The organism is Curtobacterium sp. MCBD17_008 (assembly GCF_003234475.1).
Classification (GTDB): domain Bacteria; phylum Actinomycetota; class Actinomycetes; order Actinomycetales; family Microbacteriaceae; genus Curtobacterium.
Window position 1 is genome coordinate 1 of the sequence record NZ_QKTK01000017.1, and the last position, 21,430, is coordinate 21,430.

A 21,430-nucleotide genomic window follows, 5' to 3' on the forward strand; every position below is an offset into this window, starting at 1 on the left:
TGGGTGCACCGGCCGGGGTGGGAGCACTGGTCGGGGTGGGAGCACTGGCCGACTCCGGGGCGCTCACCGGGACGGTGGTGAGCTTGCGCACCACCGCGGCCGCGGTCGCGGGCCCGACACCGGGCACCTCGCCGACCTCCTCCGCGGTGGCCTGCCGCAACCGGGTGACCGAGCCGAAGTGCTTCAGCAGCGCCGCGACACGGCTCGGCCCGAGCCCGGGGATCTCCGACAGCTGCGACTTGACGTCCCGCTTGCGCCGCGTGCGCTGGTGCGTGATCGCGAAGCGGTGGGCCTCGTCACGCAGGCGCTGGATGAGGAAGAGCGCCTCGGAGTTGCGGGGCAGGATGACCGGGAAGTCGTCGTCGGGCAGCCAGAGCTCCTCGAGCCGCTTCGCGATCCCGACGAGCGCGATGTCGGTCACCCCGGCCTCGTCCAGCGCGCGCTTCGCCGCCGCGACCTGCGGCTGCCCACCGTCCACCACGAGGAGCTGCGGCCGGTACGCGAAGCGCTTCGTCGGCTTCGTGCCCTCGACCACGTCGTCCACGGTCGCATCGGGGACGTCGGGCAGGGCCGCGTCCTCGTCGAGGCGGGCGAGCCGCCGTGTGAGGACCTGGTACATGCTGTCCGTGTCGTCGGTCGTCTCGGCGATCGTGTACCGGCGGTACTGGTCCTTGCGGGGCAGCCCGTCCTCGAAGACGACCATCGAGGCGACGACGTTGGTGCCCTGCAGGTGCGAGATGTCGTAGCACTCCATCCGCAGCGGCGCCTCGGTCATGCCGAGGGCCTCCTGGATGTCGGCGAGGGCCGCAGCACGGGTCGTGTAGTCGGCCGAGCGCTTGGTCTTGTAGAGCATGAGCGCCTGCTGGGCGTTCTGCGAGGCGGTCCGGGCCAGACCGGCACGGTCCCCGCGCTGGGCGGTGCTGAGCTTCGTGCCACGACCACCCCGGCGGTCGCTGAGCCACTGCTGCAGGGCGTCGGCGTCGTCGGGCAGGACCGGAACCACGACCTCACGCGGCGGTTCCTCGCCACCGGCACCGGCGGGCAGGTCCGTCCCGGCGTACACGCCCTGGACGATCTGCTCGACGAGGTCCCCGGTGCTGATGTCGAGTTCCTTGTCGACCACCCAACCGCGCACACCGCGGATCCGGCCGCCCCGCACCGAGAACAGCTGCACGGCGGCGGCGAGCTCGTCCTCGGCGATGCCGAACAGGTCGAGGTCCACCGAGTCCTTGAGCACCACGGCGGACTTCTCGAGCACGGCTTCGAGGGCCTCGACCTGGTCCCGGTAGCGCGCCGCCTGCTCGTACTGCATGGCGTCGGCCGAGGCGGCCATGCGCTGCCGCAGCTGCGTGATCACACGCCGGTCGTAGCTGCCCATGAAGCGGACGAACTCCTCGACCAGCGCCCGGTGCTCCTCGATCGTGACCCGCTGCGAGCACGGCCCGCCGCACTTGCCGATCTGCCCCGGGAAGCACGGCTTGCCGGTCTGCATCGCGCGCTTGTACGACGACTCCGAGCAGGTGCGGATCGGGAACACCTTGATCATGAGGTCGATCGTGTCGTGCACCGCCCAGATCTTCGGGTAGGGCCCGAAGTACTTCGCGCCCTTGATCTTGCGGTTGCGCGTGACCATCACCCGCGGCGCCTCGTCCGCCATCGTGATCGCCATGTACGGGTAGGACTTGTCGTCGCGGAACTTGACGTTGAAGGGCGGGTCGAACTCCTTGATCCAGGTGTACTCGAGCTGGAGCGCCTCGATCTCGGAACCGACCGTGGTCCACTCGACGCTGCGCGCCGTCAGCACCATGCGCCGGGTGCGCTCGTGCAGCGTCGGCAACGGCGCGAAGTAGTTGCTCAGCCGCGCGCGGAGGTTCTTCGCCTTGCCGACGTAGAGCACCCGGCCGGCCTCGTCGCGCCACCGGTACACGCCCGGGTCGGTCGGGATCTCACCGGCCTTCGGACGCCATGCGACGGTGTCCGCCACCTACCGAGCACCCGCCTTCGCCGCCGCGGCGCCGCGCACCTCGCCCTGTCGGCCCTGCACGGACCGCTGCTTGCCGACGCGGGCGTCCTGGGCGTCGAGGATCTCCCGCAGGAAGACCCCGGTGTGGCTCTCGGGGACGTCGGCGACGTGCTCCGGCGTGCCGGTCGCGAGCACCGTACCGCCGCCGGAACCGCCCTCGGGCCCCATGTCGATGAGCCAGTCGGCGGACTTGATGACGTCGAGGTTGTGTTCGATCGTGATCACCGTGTTGCCCTTGTCGACCAGGCTCTGCAGCACGAGGAGCAGCTTGCGGACGTCCTCGAAGTGCAGACCCGTGGTCGGCTCGTCGAGCACGTACACCGTGCGGCCGTTCGAACGGCGCTGGAGCTCGGTGGCGAGCTTCACGCGCTGGGCCTCGCCGCCGGAGAGCGTCGTGGCGCTCTGCCCGAGCCGGACGTACCCGAGGCCGACGTCGACGAGGGTCGCCATGTAGCGGTGGATCGCGGAGATCGGCTCGAAGAACTCGGCCGCTTCGCTGATCGGCATGTCGAGCACCTCGGAGATGTTCTTGCCCTTGTAGTGCACCTGCAGCGTCTCGCGGTTGTACCGGGCACCGCCGCAGACCTCGCACGCGACGTAGACGTCGGGCAGGAAGTTCATCTCGATCTTGATCGTGCCGTCGCCGGAGCAGTTCTCGCAGCGACCGCCCTTCACGTTGAAGCTGAAGCGCCCGGGCTGGTACCCGCGGGTCTTCGCCTCCTGCGTCTCGGCGAACAGCTGCCGGATGCGGTCGAACACGCCCGTGTAGGTCGCCGGGTTGGACCGCGGCGTCCGGCCGATGGGCGCCTGGTCGACGTGCACGACCTTGTCGAGCTGGTCGAGGCCCTTCACGCGGGTGTGCTTGCCGGCGATGTGCCGGGCACCGTTGAGCTGGTTGGCGAGCACCTTGTAGAGGATGTCGTTGACCAGCGTCGACTTGCCGGAGCCGCTCACGCCCGTGACCGCCGTGAACACGCCGAGCGGGAAGTCGACGTCCACGTCCTTGAGGTTGTTCGCCCGCGCACCCTGCACGCTGATGACGCGCTTGCGGTTCACCTTCCGGCGCTCGGACGGCATCTCGATCGCCCGACGTCCGGCCAGGTAGTCACCCGTGATCGACTCGCGGTTCTCGATCATGTCCGCGTAGGAGCCCGAGTGCACGACGTTGCCGCCGTTGACGCCCGCGCCCGGACCGATGTCGACGACCCAGTCCGCGGTGCGGATCGTGTCCTCGTCATGCTCGACGACGATGAGGGTGTTGCCGAGGTCCTTGAGCTTGACCAGGGTGTCGATGAGCCGGCGGTTGTCGCGCTGGTGCAGCCCGATGCTCGGCTCGTCGAGGACGTACAGCACGCCCGTCAGACCGGACCCGATCTGGGTCGCGAGCCGGATGCGCTGCGCCTCGCCGCCGGAGAGACCGCCGGCTCCGCGCGCCAGGGTCAGGTAGTTGAGGCCGACCTCGAGCAGGAACTCGAGCCGCGCCCGGATCTCGCGCAGCACGGCGGCGGCGATGTGCGCCTCCCGCGCGGTGAGCGTGATGTCGGCCATGAAGCCGTAGGCCTCGTCGAGCGCCATGTCCGTGACGTCGGCGATGCTGCGGCCGTCCACCGTCACCGCGAGGACCTCCGGCTTGAGGCGGGTGCCGTCGCACACGGGGCACGGCACCTCGCGCAGGTAGCCCTGGAACCGCTGGCGCTGCGAGTCGGTCTCGGCCTCGGCGAACTTGCGCTCGATGTAGGGCATGACGCCCTCGAACCCGCTCGTGTACCGCATCTCGCGGCCGAAGCGGTTCTTCCAGGACACCGAGACCTCGAAGTCCTTGCCGGTGAGGATGGCGGCCTGCACCGACGCGGGCAGCTGGTTCCACGGCGTGTCCAGGCGGAAGCCGAGCTCCTTGCCGAGACCGGCGAGCAGCTTCTCGAAGTAGGAGTACAGCCCGCTCGTCCCGGTCCAGGGCAACAGGACGCCGTCGGCCAGGGAGGCCTCGGGGTCGCCGAGGACGAGGTCCGGATCGACCGACATCCGCGTGCCGAGGCCGGAGCACTCGGGGCAGGCGCCGAACGGCGCGTTGAAGGAGAACGTCCGCGGCTCGATCTCGGTGAGCGCGAGCGGGTGGTTGTTCGGGCACGAGAGGTTCTCGGAGTAGGTCCGGACCGCGCCGGGGCCCTCGTGGTCGACGAGGTCGATCGCGACGGTGCCGTTCGTGAGCCGCAGCGCCGTCTCGAGGGAGTCGGTCAGACGGCCGAGGATGTCGTCGCTCGCCACCAGTCGGTCGATGATGACCGAGATGTCGTGCTTGACCTGCTTCTTGAGCGTCGGCGGGTTGCTCAGCTGGATGCGCTCCCCGTCGACGATCGCGCGCGCGTAGCCGGACGCGGCGAGCTCCTGGAAGAGGTCGACGAACTCGCCCTTCTTCTTCGACACGATCGGCGCGAGCACCTGGAACCGGGTGCCGGTCTCCTGCGTCATGAGCTGGTCGGCGATCTGCTGCACGCTCTGCTTGCTGATCACCTCACCGCAGACGGGGCAGTGCGGGATGCCGATGCGCGCCCAGAGCAGACGCATGTAGTCGTAGACCTCGGTGATGGTGCCCACCGTGGACCGCGGGTTGCGGTTCGTCGACTTCTGGTCGATCGACACCGCGGGCGACAGGCCCTCGATGAAGTCGACGTCCGGCCGGTCGACCTGGCCGAGGAACTGGCGCGCGTACGCGGACAGCGACTCCACGTACCGCCGCTGCCCCTCGGCGAAGATCGTGTCGAACGCCAGCGAGGACTTGCCGGAGCCGGACAGTCCGGTGAAGACGACGAGCGAGTCGCGCGGGATCTCGAGGTCGACGTCGCGGAGGTTGTGCACGCGTGCGCCACGGACGCTCAGCGTCGACGTGTCGTGCGGAGCCGTCCCACCGGGCAGGTGCAGGTCCGACGGCTCGTCGAAGTCATCCGGGTCGGACATGGCGGTTCCGCGGTCAGAGGTGATGGTCATCGCAGACGATTCTACGAAGCCGCTCCGACAATCGTCCGCCGGTGCGGATCAGCCGAGTGCGTCGAGAGCGAACGCGACCCCGGAGGCGTCTTCGCTCGCGGCCCACAGCCGCGCCGCTTCGCCGCGGTCGTGTGCGCGCGGCTCGGCGGGGACGACGGCCGCAGGCCCGCGGAGCTAGAACCAGCCGGCCGGACCCCAGTACTGGCCGGGCCGGACGTCGGTGCCGACGGCGGCGTGGACGAGCGGCACCGCACCGGCGTCCTTGCCCTGCGCGATCCAGCGCTGGCCCGGCCCGATCCAGGCGGGCTCGCCGCCCGAGGACACAGGACCCGGTGTCCCGACGCCGTGGGCACCCGGACGGCCGGTCGCCGTGCCCCGTCCGGTCAACGAGTCGAGCGCGAGGCCGGGGTGCGCCACGACGCTCGTCACGGGCGACCCGGCGTCGGCGAGCCGCTGCGCGAGTTCGAACCCGAAGAGCATCACGGCGAGCTTGCTCCGCGCGTACTGCCGGTAGCCGTTGTAGTGCCCGGCTCCGAGCGGGTCGTGGTGGTCGAGTGTCACCCAGCGGTGCGAGATGGACCCGAGGTGGACGACCCGACCACCCATGGCGGTGAGCAGCGGGAGCACGAGACCGGTCCACGCGAAGTGGCCGAGGTGGTTCGTGCCGATCTGCAGCTCGTGGCCCTCGGCGGTGGAGCGTCGCTCGCGCGAGCCGACCACCCCGGCGTTGTTGAGGACCGCGTGCACCGGTCCGAGCGCCGCGAGCGAGTCGGCCGCGGACCGTACGGAGCCGAGGTCGGCGAGGTCGAGGTGCACGTGCTCGAGTGTCGCGTCGGGGACGACGGCCCGGATGCTCCGCTCCGCCGCGGTCGCCTTCTCGGGGTTCCGGGTCGCGAGGACCACCCGGTGTCCGGCGGCGGCCAGCTGCTCGGCGGCCTGGTACCCCAGGCCCGCGCTGGCGCCCGTCACGACGACCGTGCGACGGGCGTCGTCCGACGCCGACGGCTCCCCCGGCTCAGACGACATGGCCGGCGGACTCCATCTGCCGCAGCGCCTTCTTGAGGTCCTGCACCTCGTCGCGGAGCCGGGCCGCGAGCTCGAACTTCAGTTCGGCCGCGGCCTGCAGCATCTGGTCGTTCAGGTCGGCGATCGTCGCCTCGAGCTGGGTCGCACCCTCGCCCGCGATGCCCTCGCGACGGAGGGACGGCGTGGGGGCACGTCGACCGTCCCGCACGCCGCCACCGCGACGCTCGAGGAGCTCGCGGGTGTCGTCGTTCTCGCGGTTCAGGACCTCGGTGATGTCCGCGATCTTCTTGCGGAGCGGCTGCGGGTCGATGCCGTGCTCGAGGTTGTAGGCGACCTGCTTCTCACGCCGCCGGTCGGTCTCCTCGATGGCCTGCTTCATCGAGTCGGTCATCTTGTCGGCGTACATGAGCACCTGACCCGACACGTTGCGGGCCGCGCGACCGATCGTCTGGATGAGCGACGTCGACGACCGCAGGAACCCCTCCTTGTCGGCGTCGAGGATCGCGACGAGGGAGACCTCGGGCAGGTCGAGACCCTCGCGGAGCAGGTTGATGCCGATGAGGACGTCGTACACGCCCTGGCGCAGCTCGGTCAGGAGCTCCACGCGCTTCAGGGTGTCCACGTCCGAGTGCAGGTACCGCACACGCACGCCGGCGTTCCCGAGGAAGTCGGTCAGTTCCTCCGCCATCCGCTTGGTGAGGGTGGTGACGAGGACGCGTTCGTCCTTCTCGGTCCGCTGCTTGATCTCCTCGAGCAGGTCGTCGATCTGGCCGTCGCTCGGCTTGATGACGATCTCGGGGTCGACCAGGCCGGTCGGACGGATGATCTGCTCGACGACGCTGTCCGTGATGCCGAGCTCGTACTTGCCCGGGGTGGCGGACAGGAAGACCTTCTGCCCGACGCGGTCGAGGAACTCCTCCCACTTCAGCGGGCGGTTGTCCATCGCGCTCGGCAGCCGGAACCCGTGCTCGACGAGGGTGCGCTTGCGGGAGGCGTCGCCCTCGTACATCGCACCGATCTGCGGCACGGTGACGTGCGACTCGTCGATGACGAGGAGGAAGTCGTCCGGGAAGTAGTCGATGAGACAGTGCGGCGCTTCCCCGGGGCCGCGGCCCTCCATGTGCCGGGAGTAGTTCTCGATGCCCGAGCAGAAGCCGATCTGCTCCATCATCTCGATGTCGAACGTCGTGCGCATCCGGAGCCGCTGGGCCTCGAGCAGCTTCCCCTGGCCCTCGAGCTCGGCGAGTCGTTCGGCGAGTTCCTCCTTGATGGAGCTGATCGCCCGGTGCATGACGTCGGTGTCCGCGACGTAGTGCGACGCCGGGAAGATCGACACGGCCGGCAGGTCGTCGATGACGTTGCCCGTCAGCGGGTGGAGCGAGGACAGCGCCTCGATCTCGTCCCCGAACATCTCGATGCGGATCGCGTGCTCTTCGTACATCGGGATGATCTCGAGCGTGTCGCCGCGGACCCGGAAGGTGCCACGGGCGAAGTCGACGTCGTTGCGCTGGTACTGCATGCTGACGAACTTCCGCACGAGCTGGTCGCGCGAGATGGTCTGGCCGATGTGCAGCGCCACCGAGGCGTTCATGTACTGCTCCGGCGTGCCGAGGCCGTAGATGCACGAGACGGTGGACACCACGACGGAGTCCCGTCGGCTGAGGAGCGAGTTCGTCGTCGAGTGCCGGAGCCGCTCGACCTCGGCGTTGACGGAGGAGTCCTTCTCGATGAAGGTGTCGGTCTGCGGGACGTACGCCTCGGGCTGGTAGTAGTCGTAGTACGACACGAAGTACTCGACGGCGTTGTTCGGCATGAGCCCACGGAACTCGTTCGCGAGCTGCGCGGCCAGCGTCTTGTTGTGCGCGAGCACGAGTGTCGGCCGCTGCACCTGCTCGATCAGCCACGCCGTCGTCGCCGACTTGCCGGTACCCGTGGCGCCGAGCAGCACCACGTCCGTCTCACCGGCGTTGATGCGGCCCGCGAGCTCGGCGATCGCCGCGGGCTGGTCACCGCTCGGCGAGTACTCACTGACGACCTCGAACGGACGGATGGCACGCGTGGGCTTGACGGCGACTCCCATGCTGTCCACAGTAGGCGCGGCTGCCGACATCGGACGGTTCTGCTCGCCCACGGCGTACTGTCACCTGATAGCGGACTCCGAGGGTCCTGATCGGCGACGGTCGTAGCCTCCGGTCCGTTCAGCAACCCGACCGAAGAGGCCCCATGACCACGGCCCCCGCTGCGGCGCCAGCACCGATCCCGACGAAGGGCACCCCGTTCCGCGGACGCATCCGCGGCCGGGTGCTCGTCCTGCTCTGCTTCATGTACGCGATCTCGTACATCGACCGGACGAACATCTCCACGGCCCTGCCGCACATCACCGAGGAGTTCGGGCTCACCGAGTCCGCCGCCGGGTACGTCGTGGCGGCCTTCTCACTCCCCTACGCGCTGCTCCAGGTGTTCGGCGGGACGATCAGCGAGAAGGCGGGTCCGCGCCGCGCGCTCTTCGTCATCACCGTGGTGTGGGGCGTCGCGACGCTCTGGACCGGTCTCGCGGTCGGGTTTTGGACGCTGCTCGCCGCACGGCTCCTCCTCGGCCTCAGCGAAGCGGCCGCCTTCCCGTCCGCGACCCAGGCGATGAGCCGGTGGATCCCGCGCGACCGGAACGGCTTCGCGCAGGGCGTCGTGCACTCGGCCGCCCGCCTTGGCAACGCCCTCGCGCCCCTCCTCGTGGCGTACTTCATCGCGATCAGCGGATGGCGACTCGCCTTCTTCGCCACGGCCCTCCTGTCCGTCGCCTGGGGCATCGTCTGGTTCGTCGCCTTCCGGGACCGCCCCGAGGACGCCCGCGGGATCACCGCGACCGAGTTGGCGGAGCTCCCGCCCGTGGAGACCCGGGCGACCCGGCCGCCGGTCCCGTGGCGAGCCCTCGCGAAGCAGATCCTGCCGGTCTCCTTCGTCGACTTCGGCTACGGCTGGACGCTCTGGGTGTTCCTGACCTGGATCCCGACCTTCCTCAGCGACGAGTACGACCTCGAGATCACCGCCTTCGCGTGGTTCACCACCGCGGTGCTGCTCGCCGGCGTCGTCGGCGACACCGTCGGCGGCATGCTGAGCGACCGGATCATCCACCGCGGCGGGGACAGCCGCCACGCGCGCCGGGTGGTCCTGGTCGTCGGGCTCGGCGGATCACTCGTGTGCCTGCTGCCCCTGCTCGTCGCCGGACAGAGCCTCACCGTGGCCACGGTGTCGCTCGCGCTGTCGTTCTTCTTCCTCGAGCTCTGCAACGCGAACCTGTGGGCGATCCCGATGGACGTCGCGCCGCAGTGGTCGGGCACCGCGTCCGGCTTCATGAACACCGGCTTCGGCGTGGCGGGCGTCGTCTCGCCCATCGTCTTCGGCACGCTCATCGAGGCCTCCGGCTGGCAGATCCCGTTCGGGATCTCCTGCGCCCTCCTCGCGGCCGCCGCCGTCGTGGCGTGGGTGATGAAGCCCCAGCGGCTCACCATGACGGACGGGGTGCTCGAGACCGGTGTCCCGGCAGCGGAGCGCGGCGGGACCCCCTGACCGCACGGCCGGGAGGCCCACAGCACCCCGGACCGGCAGGGCTGCTCAGGCGGCGGTGCGCGCGACGCGGCGTCGTGCGCGCGACGGGCGGCCGGTGAGCGGCACGCTGAGCGGCGTCCACCGGAACACCTCGGTCACCGCGACCGACAGCACGAGGACGAGCACGACGGTCACGAGCGTCAGCCACGGCTTCGGCACCACGGCTTCGAGCCAGCTGTCCCCGTACAGCAGGATCCAGATCACGAACGGGTGGCTGAGGAAGATCCCGAACGACCGGTCCGAGGCGTAGTCGACGACCCGGGCCAGTGGGCTGTCGGCGCGGCGGCGGTCCGCCCACGCGGCGCCGATCGTCAGGAACCCGACGAAGACCGCGGTGCTCCACAACACCTGGACGGGCTGCAGCGGAGTACCGGCGGCGTAGAGGGACTGCCCGAGGCCGACCTGCACCCACCAGACCCCCAGCGTGACGGCACCGGCCCCGGCGAACGCCCACAGGACGGCCCGTCGGTGCTCGCGGATGAAGCGCAGGAACGCATCGGCGTGGTCCGCGGCGACGGCACCCGCCACGATGAAGAACACGTACGAGAAGAAGAACTGCTTCTGGTAGCCGTGCAACCAGTCGATCGAGTGCGGCTCGTACTTGTAGGCGGCGAAGACGGCCAGCTGGACGACGAACGAGACCACCAGGAGCGTGACGTGGTGCCGCCGGGTGACCCTGACCAACCAGACGATCACCGGCAGGAGCAGGTACACCTGCATCGTCACGAGCAGGAAGTACAGGTGGTACCAGGCCGTCCCGGTGACGATCCCCTCGGCTGCGGTCGTCACGAGTGCCGGGACGTCCCCACGGGTCGTCCCGTCGATGAGCCAGGCCGCCACGACGTACACGAACGACCAGGCCAGGTACGGCACGCCGACGAGCAGGAACCGGCGGGGCCAGAACTGCGCGAGCGGCCGTGGGCGGAGGGACCAGCTGTACACCAGGACGAACGCGGTCAGCGAGAAGAAGACCAGCCGGGTGAAGTGCAGCAGGCCGAGCACGGCGTAGAGCCCGACGTCGTCGGAGGCGACCGTGTGGCTCGTCGTGTGGACGCCGATGACGCAGGCGAAGGTGAGGATGCGCAGGACGTCGACCTCGTACAGGTGGCGCGGGCGCCCGGACGCCGTCCGCGTCGGCGTCTGCACACCCGTCGTCGTGCCCGTGGTGTCGGCCGCAGTGGCGCCGGCCGCAGTGCTGTCGGCCGCAGTGGTGCCGGCCGCATCGGTGGCGGTCGCACTCGTGCCGGTCGTTGCGCTCGCGGCGTCGTGCCCGGTCGATGTGGGACGCGCGCTCACCGTGACTCGGCCATGGCTCGGACGCGGGCCCGCTGGACCTTGCCGGTGGGGGCGCGCGGGAGGTCGGGCACCAGGGAGATCTCGGCCGGCCGACGGAACCGGGTCAGGGCGGACTCCGCCAGCGCCGCGAGGTCCTCGAGCAGGCCCGCGGTGTCGACGTCCTCCTGCGCGATGACGTAGGCCACGGGGACGGCACCGAGCACGTCGTCCGGCCGCCCGACCACGACGGCCTCGAGCACGCGAGGGTCACGCAGCAGGACGTCCTCCACCTCCGACGGGTAGACCTTCTCGCCGCCGCGGTTGATGACGTCGTCGGAGCGGCCCGCGAGGGACACCCAGCCGTCCGGTGCGACCGACCCGAGGTCCCCGGTCGACAGCCACCCGTCGGCGTCGAACCGGTCGGCCGCGCGTCCACCCAGGTACGACCGGACGATGCCCGGTCCCCGTACCCAGAGCGCACCGATCTCGCCGGCCGGCAGCACCGCACCGTCCTCGCCGCGGACCTGCACCTCGGAACCGACGGGCAGTCCGACGGACCCGGGTCGCGCCGGTGCGCCGAGCGGCGTCGCGGTGATCTGGCTGGCTCCCTCGGTCATGCCCCAACTCACGACGAGCGGGACGTTCCCGAGGGCGGCGCGCACCGTGTCGGGCAGCGGGGCCGACGCGCTCCGGACGAAGCGGAGCGTCTCCGGGAACGCCAACGGACCGGTCTTGGCGAGGACCGCGAGGACCGCGGGCACCGCGTTGAGCCAGGTGATCCGGCGCTCCTCGAGCAGTTCCCAGAAGTCGGTCCGTCGGAACCGGCGGTCGAGCACGAGCGTCGCGCCGGCGACGAGGGTGGCGAGGAGGCCCACGACCTCGGCGTTGACGTGGAACAGCGGCAGCGAGTTGAACCCGCGGTCGTGCTCGGTCAGCCGGTTGTGCTCCGCCACGGCGCGGGCGACGGCGAGCAGCTGTGACTCCGGCAGCTCGACGCCCTTCGGCGTCCCGGTCGACCCGGAGGTGAACAGGACGACCGAGCCCTGTCCGGGAGCGTCCGGCACACCCTCCGCCACGTCGCCGTCACGCACCCCGGTCGGGAGGTACGTGGCCGCGTTCACACCGGCGGCCGGCGCTCCGGCGACGGTCGCGTCCTCCGGACGGTCGGAGACGACCATGACCGCACCCCCCAGGAGGGCTGCGAGCCGAGCGGGTTCGGTGGCCGGCTGGCCGGTGTCGACCGGGACCGACCGGCGCCCGGAGGCGACCGCGGCGAGGTGGACGACGGCGAAGGCGAGCGGGTCGCCGACGTCGACGAGGACACCGCCGGAGGCCGGCATCCCGATCGCGTCGAAGGTGCGCGACCAGGCGGTCACGGCGTCGTGCAGCGCACGGTACGTGAGGACGCGGTCCGAGCGGGCGTCCTCGAGGTACGAGCGGTCGCCGTCCTGCTCGGCTCGGCGGCGGACGAGGTCGGCGAGCCCGGGCAGCGTCGGCGGTCCACCGACCGCGGTCGCCGGGTCGTCCCCGCTGTCGGGGACGCCCGGGGAGGTGGGAGAGGAGGGATCGCCGTCGTGCTGCACCGTCCCATCGTATTTCCGTCGCCTATGACCGCGCGGAGGGAACGTCGGGCGTGGGGAACCGGTGCAGCAACCACTGCCACAACGCGAGCATGTGCGGGTCGCCGTGCTCGTCGAGCGGGGTCGTGTCCTTGACCACCCGGGAGTGCGCGTGGCGGGCATCACCGCCGGGCAGCCTGGTCAGGATCGCGTGCGGGTCGGCCCCGGGACGTGGCGGAGCGGTCCGGGTCCGCCAGGGCCCGCCCGTGCCACCGGCGCCGCCCCGTCCCTCGAGTCCGAGCGCCGTCCACGAACCGGTGATCCTCGGTCGGTAGGAGTCGCGGACGTCGTCGAGCGCGTACATGCGGGTCGCCGGGGTCCGGCCGGGGCGGTCCATCCAGGCCGCGTGGACCGGACCGACGGACTCCACCGGCGCGGCGAACATCAGGGCACCGAGGACGGGCCGGATGTGGGCGATGTACGCGGCCTCGCCTCCGCCCTGTGAGTGGCCGGCGACGACGATGTCCCCCCAGGTGATGTCCTCGTCGGCCTGCACGAACCGCCCCCAGCCGCCGTCGGGGTCCACCTCGTCCAGGTGCGCCACCGCGTCCCGGAACCGCGACACGATCGAGCCCGCCGGGGTGACGCTGCTGTACTCCGAACTCCGGGTGCCGTCGAACCGGTTCCGCTGGACCTGTCCGTAGCAGCGCGCATCGGCCTCGCACGTCGCGGACAGTGTCTTGCCGAGGTTCCAGTAGTCGAGGCCGAGCACGTGGTACCCGTCGCCCAGCGCCGTCGTCAGGAAGCGCTGGTACTCGGCCGGCTTCGACCGCGTGGCCGGCAGGAACAGCAGCAGTGGACCGTCCGGTGTGGTCCGGGCGGCGAAGTCGTTCCGGTTCGGCGACAACCGCTCGCCGTCGATGGAGCCCAGACGGAAGCGGTGGAAGACGTCGTGCGGCGTCTCCTCGGGGCCGAGCGTACGGTGCGGCAACCCCGGCCGCCCGCCCTCGGCGACCCGCTGCCCGCCGAGCACGTTCGCGCCGACGAGCGAGGCCAGACCGATCGCGACCAGGACGAGGACCGCGACGACGAGCAGGCGGTGATGAGCCCTCATCGGACGAGTCGGGCCCAGACCTCGTCCGCCGAGCGGATCGTGTCCTCGACCGAGCGGGTCGCGTCGACGACGTGGTCGGCGAGGGCGAGACGATCCGCGTCCGACGCCTGGGCGGCGACCCGTCGCTCGGCGTCCGCACGCGCCATGCCACGGTGCTCGACGAGCCGCTCGACCCGGACCGCGGCCGGGGCGTCGACGACCACGACGGCGTCGAAGCGCAGGGGGCGTGCGCCGGCCGCCTCGGCCAGGAGCGGCACGTCGTAGACGACGACCGCGTCGGGGTCCGCGGCCCCGGCGGCGTCGAACCGCTCCTGCGCGAGACGCCACACCTCCGGGTGGGTGATGCCCTCCAGGTCCTTCCGGGCGGCGGCGTCCGCGAACACGATCGCGCCGAGCGCCGGACGGTCGAGCTCGCCCTCCTCCGTCACGACCGCGGGGCCGAACCGCTCCCGCACCGCGGCGAGGCCAGCACTGCCCGGAGCGACGGCGTCCCGTGCGAGCTGGTCGGCGTCCACCACCACCGCGCCGTGTTCGGCGAACCGCCTGGAGACCGTCGACTTGCCCGCGGCGATGCCGCCCGTGAGTCCGATGATGCGCACGACGACAGCGTGGCACGGACGGCTCCACGAACGCCGGAAGCCCGGCCCGACCGCCCCGTGCGGGACGATCAGGACCGGGCTCCGGTCACTTCGACTCGATCAGTCGATCGAGCGGTGCTCAGTTGGTCGAGCTGAGCTTCTCACGGAGTGCCGCGAGGGACGCGTCGTCGGCGAGGGTGCCGGCGCCGGTCGTCTCGCTCGTGAACGACGACGAGGCAGCGGCCGGGAGGTCGAAGCCACCCTGCGCCTCTTCGGTGAGCGACTTGGCGACCTGGGCCTTGTGGGCCTCCCAGCGGGCCTGGGCGGCAGCGTACTGACGCTCCCACTCCTCGCGCTGGGTGTCGTAGCCCTCGAGCCACTCGTTCGTCTCCGGGTCGAAGCCCTCGGGGTACTTGTAGTCACCCTTGTCGTCGTACTCGGTCGGCATGCCGTAGAGCGCCGGGTCGAACTCGGTGCTCTCCGGGTCGACGCCCTCGTTGGCCTGCTTGAGGCTGAGCGAGATGCGGCGACGGTCGAGGTCGATGTCGATGATCTTGACGAACACCTCGTCGCCCACGGACACGACCTGCTCGGCGAGCTCGACGTGCTTGTTCGAGAGCTCCGAGATGTGCACGAGACCCTCGATGCCGTCCGCGACGCGGACGAACGCACCGAACGGCACGAGCTTCGTGACCTTGCCCGGCGCGATCTGACCGATCGCGTGGGTGCGGGCGAAGACCTGCCACGGGTCTTCCTGCGTGGCCTTGAGCGAGAGCGACACGCGCTCGCGGTCCAGGTCCACCTCGAGGATCTCGACGGTGACTTCCTGACCGACCTCGACGACCTCGCTGGCGTGCTCGATGTGCTTCCAGCTGAGCTCGGAGACGTGGACGAGACCGTCGACGCCGCCGAGGTCGACGAACGCACCGAAGTTGACGATCGACGAGACGACGCCCTTGCGGACCTGGCCCTTGTGGAGGTTGTTGAGGAACGTGGTGCGCGACTCGGACTGCGTCTGCTCGAGCAGGGCGCGGCGCGAGAGGACCACGTTGTTGCGGTTCTTGTCGAGCTCGAGGATCTTCGCCTCGAGCTCCTGACCGAGGTACGGCGTCAGGTCGCGGACACGGCGCAGCTCGATGAGCGAGGCCGGGAGGAAGCCGCGGAGGCCGATGTCGACGATGAGACCGCCCTTGACGACCTCGATGACCGTACCGGTCACGACACCGTCGGACTCCTTGATCTTCTCGACGTCGCCCCATGCACGCTCGTACTGTGCACGCTTCTTCGACAGGATCAGGCGGCCTTCCTTGTCCTCCTTCTGGAGGACCAGGGCCTCGACCTCGTCACCGACGTTGACGACCTCGTTGGGGTCGACGTCGTGCTTGATCGAGAGCTCGCGCGAGGGGATGACACCCTCGGTCTTGTACCCGACGTCGAGGAGGACCTCGTCGCGGTCGATCTTCACGACGGTGCCGGAGATGAGGTCTCCGTCGTTGAAGAACTTCAGGGTCTTCTCGACCTCGGCCAGGAAGTCATCAGCCGAGCCGATGTCGTTGATGGCGACCTGCTTGGGAGCCTTGGTCGTGGTGGTTGTCATGTAGAGATTGCTCCGAACGGACATGAGTCGGGCCAGGCGGCGAGGGAGCGACCCCCGGTCCGCGATCCGGTCCTGCAGGTCGTGCGACCTGTCGGACCCGGTGCGAGCCACCGTGGCGGTGTGTGTTGTTGGCGCGGATTGCGCCGCACAAGTCTATCCAGCGGGACCGGCGCCCACAACCGGGCGTGTCACGGTCAGCCGACGAGCGCACTCCGCAGCGTGTCGAGCCCGACGCCGCCGAGTGCCAGGGCGCGGTGGTGGAACGCCTTGAGGTCGAAGGACGACCCCTCGCGGGCGGCCACGTCGTCCCGGATCGACTCCCAGACCCGCTGCCCGACCTTGTACGACGGGGCCTGACCCGGCCACCCGAAGTAGCGCGCGACCTCGAACTGCACGAACGCGGGGTCCATGTTGACGTTCCGCCCCATGAAGTCGAGCGCGTACTCCCACGTCCAGCCGCCGCCGTCCGGGTTGGTCTTCTGCAGGTGCACCCCGATGTCGAGGACCACGCGGGCCGCGCGCATCCGCTGACCGTCGAGCATGCCGAGGCGGTCGCCGTCGTCGTCGAGGAACCCGAGCTGCTCCATCAACCGCTCGGCGTACAGCGCCCAGCCCTCGACGTGTCCCGACGGACCGGCGAGCTGGCGCCGCCAGGTGTTGAGCTCGCCGCGGTTGTACACGGCCTGGCTGATCTGCAGGTGGTGCCCCGGGACGCCCTCGTGGTAGACCGTCGTCTTCTCCCGCCAGGTGCCGAACTCCGTGACGCCCTGCGGGACGGACCACCACATCCGCCCGGCGCGCGAGAAGTCGTCCGACGGGCCGGTGTAGTAGATCCCGCCCTCCTGGGTGGGCGCGATCCGGCACTCCAGGCGCTTGATCGGGTCGGCGATGTCGAAGTACCGGCCGTCCATCGCCCGGATCGACTCGTCGCTGGTCTCCTGCATCCAGGCGCGGAGGGCGTCCGTGCCGTGCAGGACCCGCGACGGATCGGCGTCGAGGACCTCGATCGCGCGGGCGACGCTCGCGCCGGACTCGATGCGGTCCGCGATCCGCTCCTGCTCGTCGCGCATCCGGGCGAGTTCCTCGATGCCCCACTCGTACGTCTCGTCCAGGTCGACGACGGCGCCGAGGAACCGGCGGGAGTGCAGGGCGTAGTCGTCGCGACCGACCGCGTCGACCGGGGTCGAGAGCGGCAGGACGTCGTGCTGCAGGAAGGCGCCGAAGGACCGGTAGGCGGCCGCGGCGACCTCGGCCCCGCGCGTCAGTTCGGCGCGCAGCTGCTCCGGCACCGGCGCCCCGCCCTCGAGCGCGGCGCCGTCGACGAGCTGCCGGAAGAACCCGTCCGGTGCGCCGTTCCGGCCGGCCTGTTCGGCGATGAGCTCGACCTGGCGCTTCGCGGCGGTGACGCCCTCGCGGGTGCCCTCGAGCAGCGTCTCCCGGTACCCCTCGAGGGCGTCCGGGAGGGCCTGCAGGCGTCCGGCGACGTCCTGCCAGTCGTCCGTCGTGGCGGTCGGCATGAGGTCGAACACGTCCCGGAGGGACTGCGCGGGGCTCTGGATGACGTTGAGGTCCCGGAGGTGCAGTCTCCGCTCGTACGACTCGACGGTCAGGTCGAGCTCGGAGCCGAGGTCGGCCTTCGTGACCCGGTCGACGTCGTCGCGGGCGTCGGCGGCGTCCAGTGCTCGGCGGGTGGCGCGAGCGGCGTCGGCGAGGGCTGCGGCACCCGCCGGGGACGTGTCGCCGTAGGAGTCGGTGCGCCCGGGCACACCGATGTACGTGGCGACCGTCGGGTCGAGCTCGACGAGCGTGGTGACCCACTGCTCGGCGACCTGGTCGACGGCGGACGGCTGGCGGACGGGACGGTCATCGCTCATGTCGTCGACCCTACCCAGCCCCGCTCCCCCGGTCACCGGAGGCGAGCCGCGGTCAGTGCGCCGCGGACTCCCAGTTCCGGCCGACGCCGACCGACACGTCGAGCGGCACGCTCAGCTCGGCGGCACCACCCATGCGGGTCCGGAGGATCTCCTCGACGCGCTCCTGCTCGCCGGGCGCGACCTCGAGGATGAGTTCGTCGTGCACCTGCAGCAGCAGCCGGGAGCCGAGGTCGCCGTCGCGCAGGTCCGCGTCGACCCCGAGCATCGCGATCTTCATGATGTCCGCCGCGGATCCCTGGATGGGCGCGTTCAAGGCGGCACGCTCGGCGTTCTCGCGGAGCACCCGGTTCGGGCTCTTCAGGTCCGGGAACGGTCGGCGACGGCCGAAGATCGTCTCGGTGTACCCGTCCTCGCGCGCCTGCTCGACCACGTTCCGGAGGTAGTCCCGTACGGCGCCGAAGCGGGCGAAGTACTCCGTCATGAGCGTGCGGGCCTCACTCTGCTCGATGCGGAGCTGCTTCGACAGCCCGAACGCGCTGAGGCCGTACGCCAGGCCGTAGGACATCGCCTTGACCTTGGTGCGCATCTCGGGGCTGACGTCGGACGGTTCGACGCCGAAGACGCGGGCGCCGACGAACCGGTGCAGGTCCTCGCCCTCGTTGAACGCCTGGATCAGGCCGGCGTCCCCGGACAGGTGCGCCATGATCCGCATCTCGATCTGCGAGTAGTCGGCCGTGAGCAGTGTCGTGTACGGCTCGGCGACGGCGAACGCGGACCGGATGCGGCGCCCGACGGCGGTCTTCACCGGGATGTTCTGCAGGTTCGGGTCCGTGGAGGAGACCCGTCCGGTGCTCGTGCCGGTCTGCTCGTACCGGGTGTGGATGCGACCGTCGACGACCGCGGCGTCGAGGGTGTCGACGATCTGCCGGAGCTTCGTGGCGTCGCGGTGCTGCAGCAGCAGTCCGAGGAACGGGTGCGGGTGCTGCTCCTGCAGGTCGGCCAGGCTCGCGGCGTCCGTGGAGAAACCGGTCTTCGTCTTCCGGGTCTTCGGCATCGCGAGTTCGGTGAACAGGACCTCCTGCAGCTGCTTCGGCGACCCGAGGTTGACCTCGTGCCCGATCTCCGCGAAGGCCTGCTGCGCGAGCTCGGCGGCGCGCTCCCCCAGCTCGTGGGAGAGCCCGGTGAGCACCGGCCGGTCGATCCCGACGCCGGTGGTCTCCATCCGCGCGAGCACCGCCGTCAGCGGGAGCTCGATGTCGTCGAGCACCGTCAGCGAGCTCGGGTCGATGCGGGCTCGCAGGGCCGTGGTGACGCGGAGCACGTACCAGGCGTGCACGCCGACGTTGACCGGCTCCGTCTCGGGGACGAGCTGGTTCGGGTCGGCGGTCGGCAGCTCCTCGCCCAGTTCCTGGTACACGAGGTCCGCGAGGGGCTGCCCCTGCTTGCCGGGGTTCGCGAGCCAACCGGTGATGCGGGCGTCCCCTGCGACGCCCGCGACCGTGAACCCCGCTGTCCCGAGCGCCTTGATCGCGGCCTTCGCGTCGTGGAAGTGCTTCGGGGCGTCCGAGGCGAACCACGCGGCCAACTGCTCGTAGTCGAGCGCCCCGCTGCCGCCCGGCACGAGGACGGCGTCGTCGTGGGTGGCGATGCCGATCGCGCTCAGACGACCGTCGATGACCTCGACCGCGACGCCGTAGCCGTTCTCGGCGTCCGCGGCGTCCTTCCGCTCGAGCCAGTGACCGAGTTCCTCGTCGATGAGGGTCTTCACCGGCGGCGGCGTGGGACCGGCGTCCTCGACGGTGCCGTCGGTGGTGACGGCGTCGGCCGCGTCCCCGCCGCCCACCACCTTGAAGACGCGGTCGAGCAGCGTGCGGAACTGCAGGGTCGCGAACAGCTCGCGGACCGCGGCTTCGTCGAGCGGTCGGAGGGCGACGTCGGCGGGAGCGACCGGCAACTCGACGTCGGTGACGAGCCGGTTCAGCTTCCGGTTCCGGATCGCCCGGTCCTTCTGCTCGCGCAGGTTGTTGCCGACGACGCCCTTGATCTCGTCGGCGTGCTCGAGCACGCCGTCGAGCGACCCGTACTGCGTGATCCACTTGACGGCGGTCTTCTCGCCGACCTTGTCGATGCCGATCAGGTTGTCGCTCGTCTCACCGACGAGGGCGGCGATGTCCGGGTACTGGTGCGGCTCGATGCCGTAGCGCTCGTACACCTTGTCGCGGTCGTAGCGGGTGAGCTCGGAGACCCCGCGCACGGACGGGTACAGCAGCGTGACGTCGTCGTTCACGAGCTGGATCGAGTCGCGGTCGCCGGACACGACGTACACCTGGTACCCCTGGTCGGCGCCCTGCTTCGAGAGGGTCGCGAGGATGTCGTCGGCCTCGAAGTCCTCCTTCGTGACGGTGGTGATGCCCATCGCCTCGAGCGCCTGCTGCAGGAGCGGGATCTGGCCCTTGAACTCCGCGGGGGTCTCGGAGCGCGTGCCCTTGTAGTCCTCGTACTCCCGGGTGCGGAACGAGAACCGGGAGATGTCGAACGCGACCGCCAGGTGCGTCGGCTTCTCGCGCTGGAGGAGCATGAGCAGCATCGAGATGAAGCCGTGGATGGCGTTCGTGTGCTGCCCCTCGCGGTTCACGAAACTGTCGACCGGGAGGGCGTAGAACGCCCGGAACGCGAGCGAGTGGCCGTCGATGACCATGAGGGTAGGCTTTGCGGAGTCCGACACCCGGACAGCCTACCGACGGCCCCCGACGGCCGGCCCCGGGCCGGCTCCGAGGACGGCGGGCAGGACCACCGCCCGAGGAGCACGCATGACCGACGCGACCACCACCACCGGCTCCCCCGAGGGCCTCGCCGAGTACGCCGACCGCGGCATGGGCGAACTCGCGGAGAAGATGGGCATGGTCTTCACCGAGCTCTCCGCCGAGCGTGCCGTCGCGAGCATCCCCGTCGAGGGCAACCGCCAGCCGGTCGGGCTCCTGCACGGTGGCGCGTACGTCGTCCTCGCCGAGAGCCTCGGCTCGATGGCGGCGAACATCCACGCCGGCCCCGGTCGGTACGCCATGGGCATCGAGCTGAGCGCCTCGCACTCCCGCAGCGCGACGAGCGGCCGTGTGACCGGCACGTGCACCGCGATCCACCTCGGCGGCACCCTCACGACACACGAGATCGTCCTCACCGACGACGAGGGCCGTCGTTGCTCGACCGTGCGCATCACGAACATCATCCGCGACGCTCGCTGAACCCCGCGGTCGGTCAGTCCTCGGGCGGCGCCTGGAGCAGCAGTCGGGCGTCCCCGAACCCGAGCCGCCGGTACAGCGTCTCGCCGGCGACGCTCGAGTGCACGGTCGTCCGCTCCGCACCGACCTCCTCGGCGAGGTCGAGTGCCGCACGGACCAGCCGCTGCGCGACACCGCGGCCCCTGGCCTCGGGTGCGACGTACACCGTCTGCACGTCGGCCGTGCACCGCTCCGGGCGGTCCGGGGTCGGTGGTCGGGCGACGATCGCGAGCCAGGCCATGCCGACGACGACCCCGTCGAGCTCGGCGACCACGCACCGGTGCGTCTCCGGGTGCGCGAGCGCGAAGGCCGTCATGGCCTCGCGGAACGCCTCGGGCGTCCCGGCCGGGGCCGTGCCGTCCTCGTCCACCCGCCACCGCCACCGCAGGTCGGCCACCGTCGCCATGTCCTCCGACCGGGAGGCCCGGATCACCACGTCGTCCATGTGCCCAGCCTGCCAGCTGGCGCCGCCGGAGCGAGGACCGCATGACGCCGGACGCACGGAAGGCGCCGTC

The 21,430-nt window shown here is 70.7% G+C and carries 14 protein-coding genes; 2 read left to right on the forward strand and 12 right to left on the reverse strand.

All coding sequences use genetic code 11. The annotated features are described in order from the left end of the window. The 4 genes from uvrC to uvrB form a co-directional block, all read right to left on the reverse strand. The coding region (gene uvrC, locus DEI95_RS14040) for an excinuclease ABC subunit UvrC (RefSeq protein ID WP_111060630.1) at nt 1-1,984 on the reverse strand (1,984 nt) is incomplete at its 3' end. Then, complete coding sequence (gene uvrA / locus DEI95_RS14045) at nt 1,985-5,008, reverse strand: excinuclease ABC subunit UvrA (RefSeq protein WP_258365883.1); 3,024 nt, start codon at nt 5,006-5,008, stop codon at nt 1,985-1,987. A 174-nt stretch (nt 5,009-5,182) separates the two neighbouring features. Then, nucleotides 5,183-6,034 carry an SDR family NAD(P)-dependent oxidoreductase gene (locus DEI95_RS14050; RefSeq protein WP_111060631.1) on the reverse strand — a complete coding sequence of 284 codons (852 nt, stop codon included), beginning with the start codon at nt 6,032-6,034 and terminating at the stop codon, nt 5,183-5,185. Further along, on the reverse strand, nt 6,024-8,114 hold the full coding sequence (gene uvrB, locus DEI95_RS14055) for an excinuclease ABC subunit UvrB (protein WP_110825030.1): 2,091 nt from the start codon (nt 8,112-8,114) through the stop codon (nt 6,024-6,026). The genes DEI95_RS14050 and uvrB overlap by 11 nt, the downstream gene beginning before the upstream one ends. A 143-nt stretch (nt 8,115-8,257) precedes the next feature. Between uvrB and DEI95_RS14060 the strand changes: the two genes are divergently transcribed. Then, a complete protein-coding gene (locus DEI95_RS14060) occupies nt 8,258-9,601 on the forward strand; it encodes an MFS transporter (protein ID WP_111060632.1) in 1,344 nt (447 codons plus the stop codon). Nucleotides 9,602-9,646: 45 nt separating this feature from the next. On the opposite strand, the gene DEI95_RS14065 is transcribed toward DEI95_RS14060, so the two are convergent. The 7 genes from DEI95_RS14065 to polA form a co-directional block, all read right to left on the reverse strand. Then, nucleotides 9,647-10,936, reverse strand: coding sequence for an acyltransferase (locus DEI95_RS14065; RefSeq protein WP_111060633.1), 1,290 nt, complete (start codon nt 10,934-10,936; stop codon nt 9,647-9,649). Continuing rightward, nucleotides 10,933-12,498 (reverse strand): class I adenylate-forming enzyme family protein, encoded by a 1,566-nt coding sequence (locus DEI95_RS14070; protein WP_181436353.1) that lies wholly within the window; start codon nt 12,496-12,498, stop codon nt 10,933-10,935. Before DEI95_RS14070 ends, DEI95_RS14065 begins: the two co-directional genes overlap by 4 nt. 22 nt (nt 12,499-12,520) lie before the next feature. Beyond that, nucleotides 12,521-13,588, reverse strand: coding sequence for a hypothetical protein (locus tag DEI95_RS16755; protein WP_181436356.1), 1,068 nt, complete (start codon nt 13,586-13,588; stop codon nt 12,521-12,523). Further along, the gene (gene coaE, locus DEI95_RS14075) at nt 13,585-14,187 is read right to left on the reverse strand and encodes a dephospho-CoA kinase (RefSeq protein ID WP_110910829.1); all 603 of its coding nucleotides are present in this window, start codon (nt 14,185-14,187) and stop codon (nt 13,585-13,587) included. Before coaE ends, DEI95_RS16755 begins: the two co-directional genes overlap by 4 nt. 118 nt (nt 14,188-14,305) lie before the next feature. After that, nucleotides 14,306-15,763 (reverse strand): 30S ribosomal protein S1, encoded by a 1,458-nt coding sequence (gene rpsA / locus DEI95_RS14080; protein WP_110825035.1) that lies wholly within the window; start codon nt 15,761-15,763, stop codon nt 14,306-14,308. A 194-nt stretch (nt 15,764-15,957) separates the two neighbouring features. Beyond that, on the reverse strand, nt 15,958-17,637 hold the full coding sequence (locus DEI95_RS14085) for a DUF885 domain-containing protein (protein WP_111060635.1): 1,680 nt from the start codon (nt 17,635-17,637) through the stop codon (nt 15,958-15,960). 52 nt (nt 17,638-17,689) lie between these two features. Continuing rightward, the gene (gene polA, locus DEI95_RS14090; protein ID WP_111060636.1) at nt 17,690-20,362 is read right to left on the reverse strand and encodes a DNA polymerase I; all 2,673 of its coding nucleotides are present in this window, start codon (nt 20,360-20,362) and stop codon (nt 17,690-17,692) included. Nucleotides 20,363-20,447: 85 nt separating this feature from the next. Between polA and DEI95_RS14095 the strand changes: the two genes are divergently transcribed. Then, a complete protein-coding gene (locus tag DEI95_RS14095) occupies nt 20,448-20,879 on the forward strand; it encodes a PaaI family thioesterase (RefSeq protein ID WP_110825038.1) in 432 nt (143 codons plus the stop codon). A gap of 13 nt (nt 20,880-20,892) precedes the next feature. Here DEI95_RS14095 and DEI95_RS14100 read toward each other — a convergent pair whose 3' ends face one another. Continuing rightward, nucleotides 20,893-21,360 (reverse strand): GNAT family N-acetyltransferase, encoded by a 468-nt coding sequence (locus DEI95_RS14100; RefSeq protein ID WP_111060637.1) that lies wholly within the window; start codon nt 21,358-21,360, stop codon nt 20,893-20,895. Nucleotides 21,361-21,430: the final 70 nt, after the last annotated feature.

Coding starts and splice junctions, on each gene's coding strand:
- DEI95_RS14085 (WP_111060635.1), bottom strand. CDS start 17,637: ATGAGCGATGACCGTCCCGTCCGCCAGCCGTCCGCCGTCGACCAGGTC.
- DEI95_RS14050 (WP_111060631.1), bottom strand. CDS start 6,034: ATGTCGTCTGAGCCGGGGGAGCCGTCGGCGTCGGACGACGCCCGTCGC.
- DEI95_RS14100 (WP_111060637.1), bottom strand. CDS start 21,360: ATGGACGACGTGGTGATCCGGGCCTCCCGGTCGGAGGACATGGCGACG.
- rpsA (WP_110825035.1), bottom strand. CDS start 15,763: ATGACAACCACCACGACCAAGGCTCCCAAGCAGGTCGCCATCAACGAC.
- DEI95_RS14060 (WP_111060632.1), top strand. CDS start 8,258: ATGACCACGGCCCCCGCTGCGGCGCCAGCACCGATCCCGACGAAGGGC.
- uvrA (WP_258365883.1), bottom strand. CDS start 5,008: ATGACCATCACCTCTGACCGCGGAACCGCCATGTCCGACCCGGATGAC.
- DEI95_RS16755 (WP_181436356.1), bottom strand. CDS start 13,588: ATGAGGGCTCATCACCGCCTGCTCGTCGTCGCGGTCCTCGTCCTGGTC.
- DEI95_RS14095 (WP_110825038.1), top strand. CDS start 20,448: ATGACCGACGCGACCACCACCACCGGCTCCCCCGAGGGCCTCGCCGAG.
- uvrB (WP_110825030.1), bottom strand. CDS start 8,114: ATGGGAGTCGCCGTCAAGCCCACGCGTGCCATCCGTCCGTTCGAGGTC.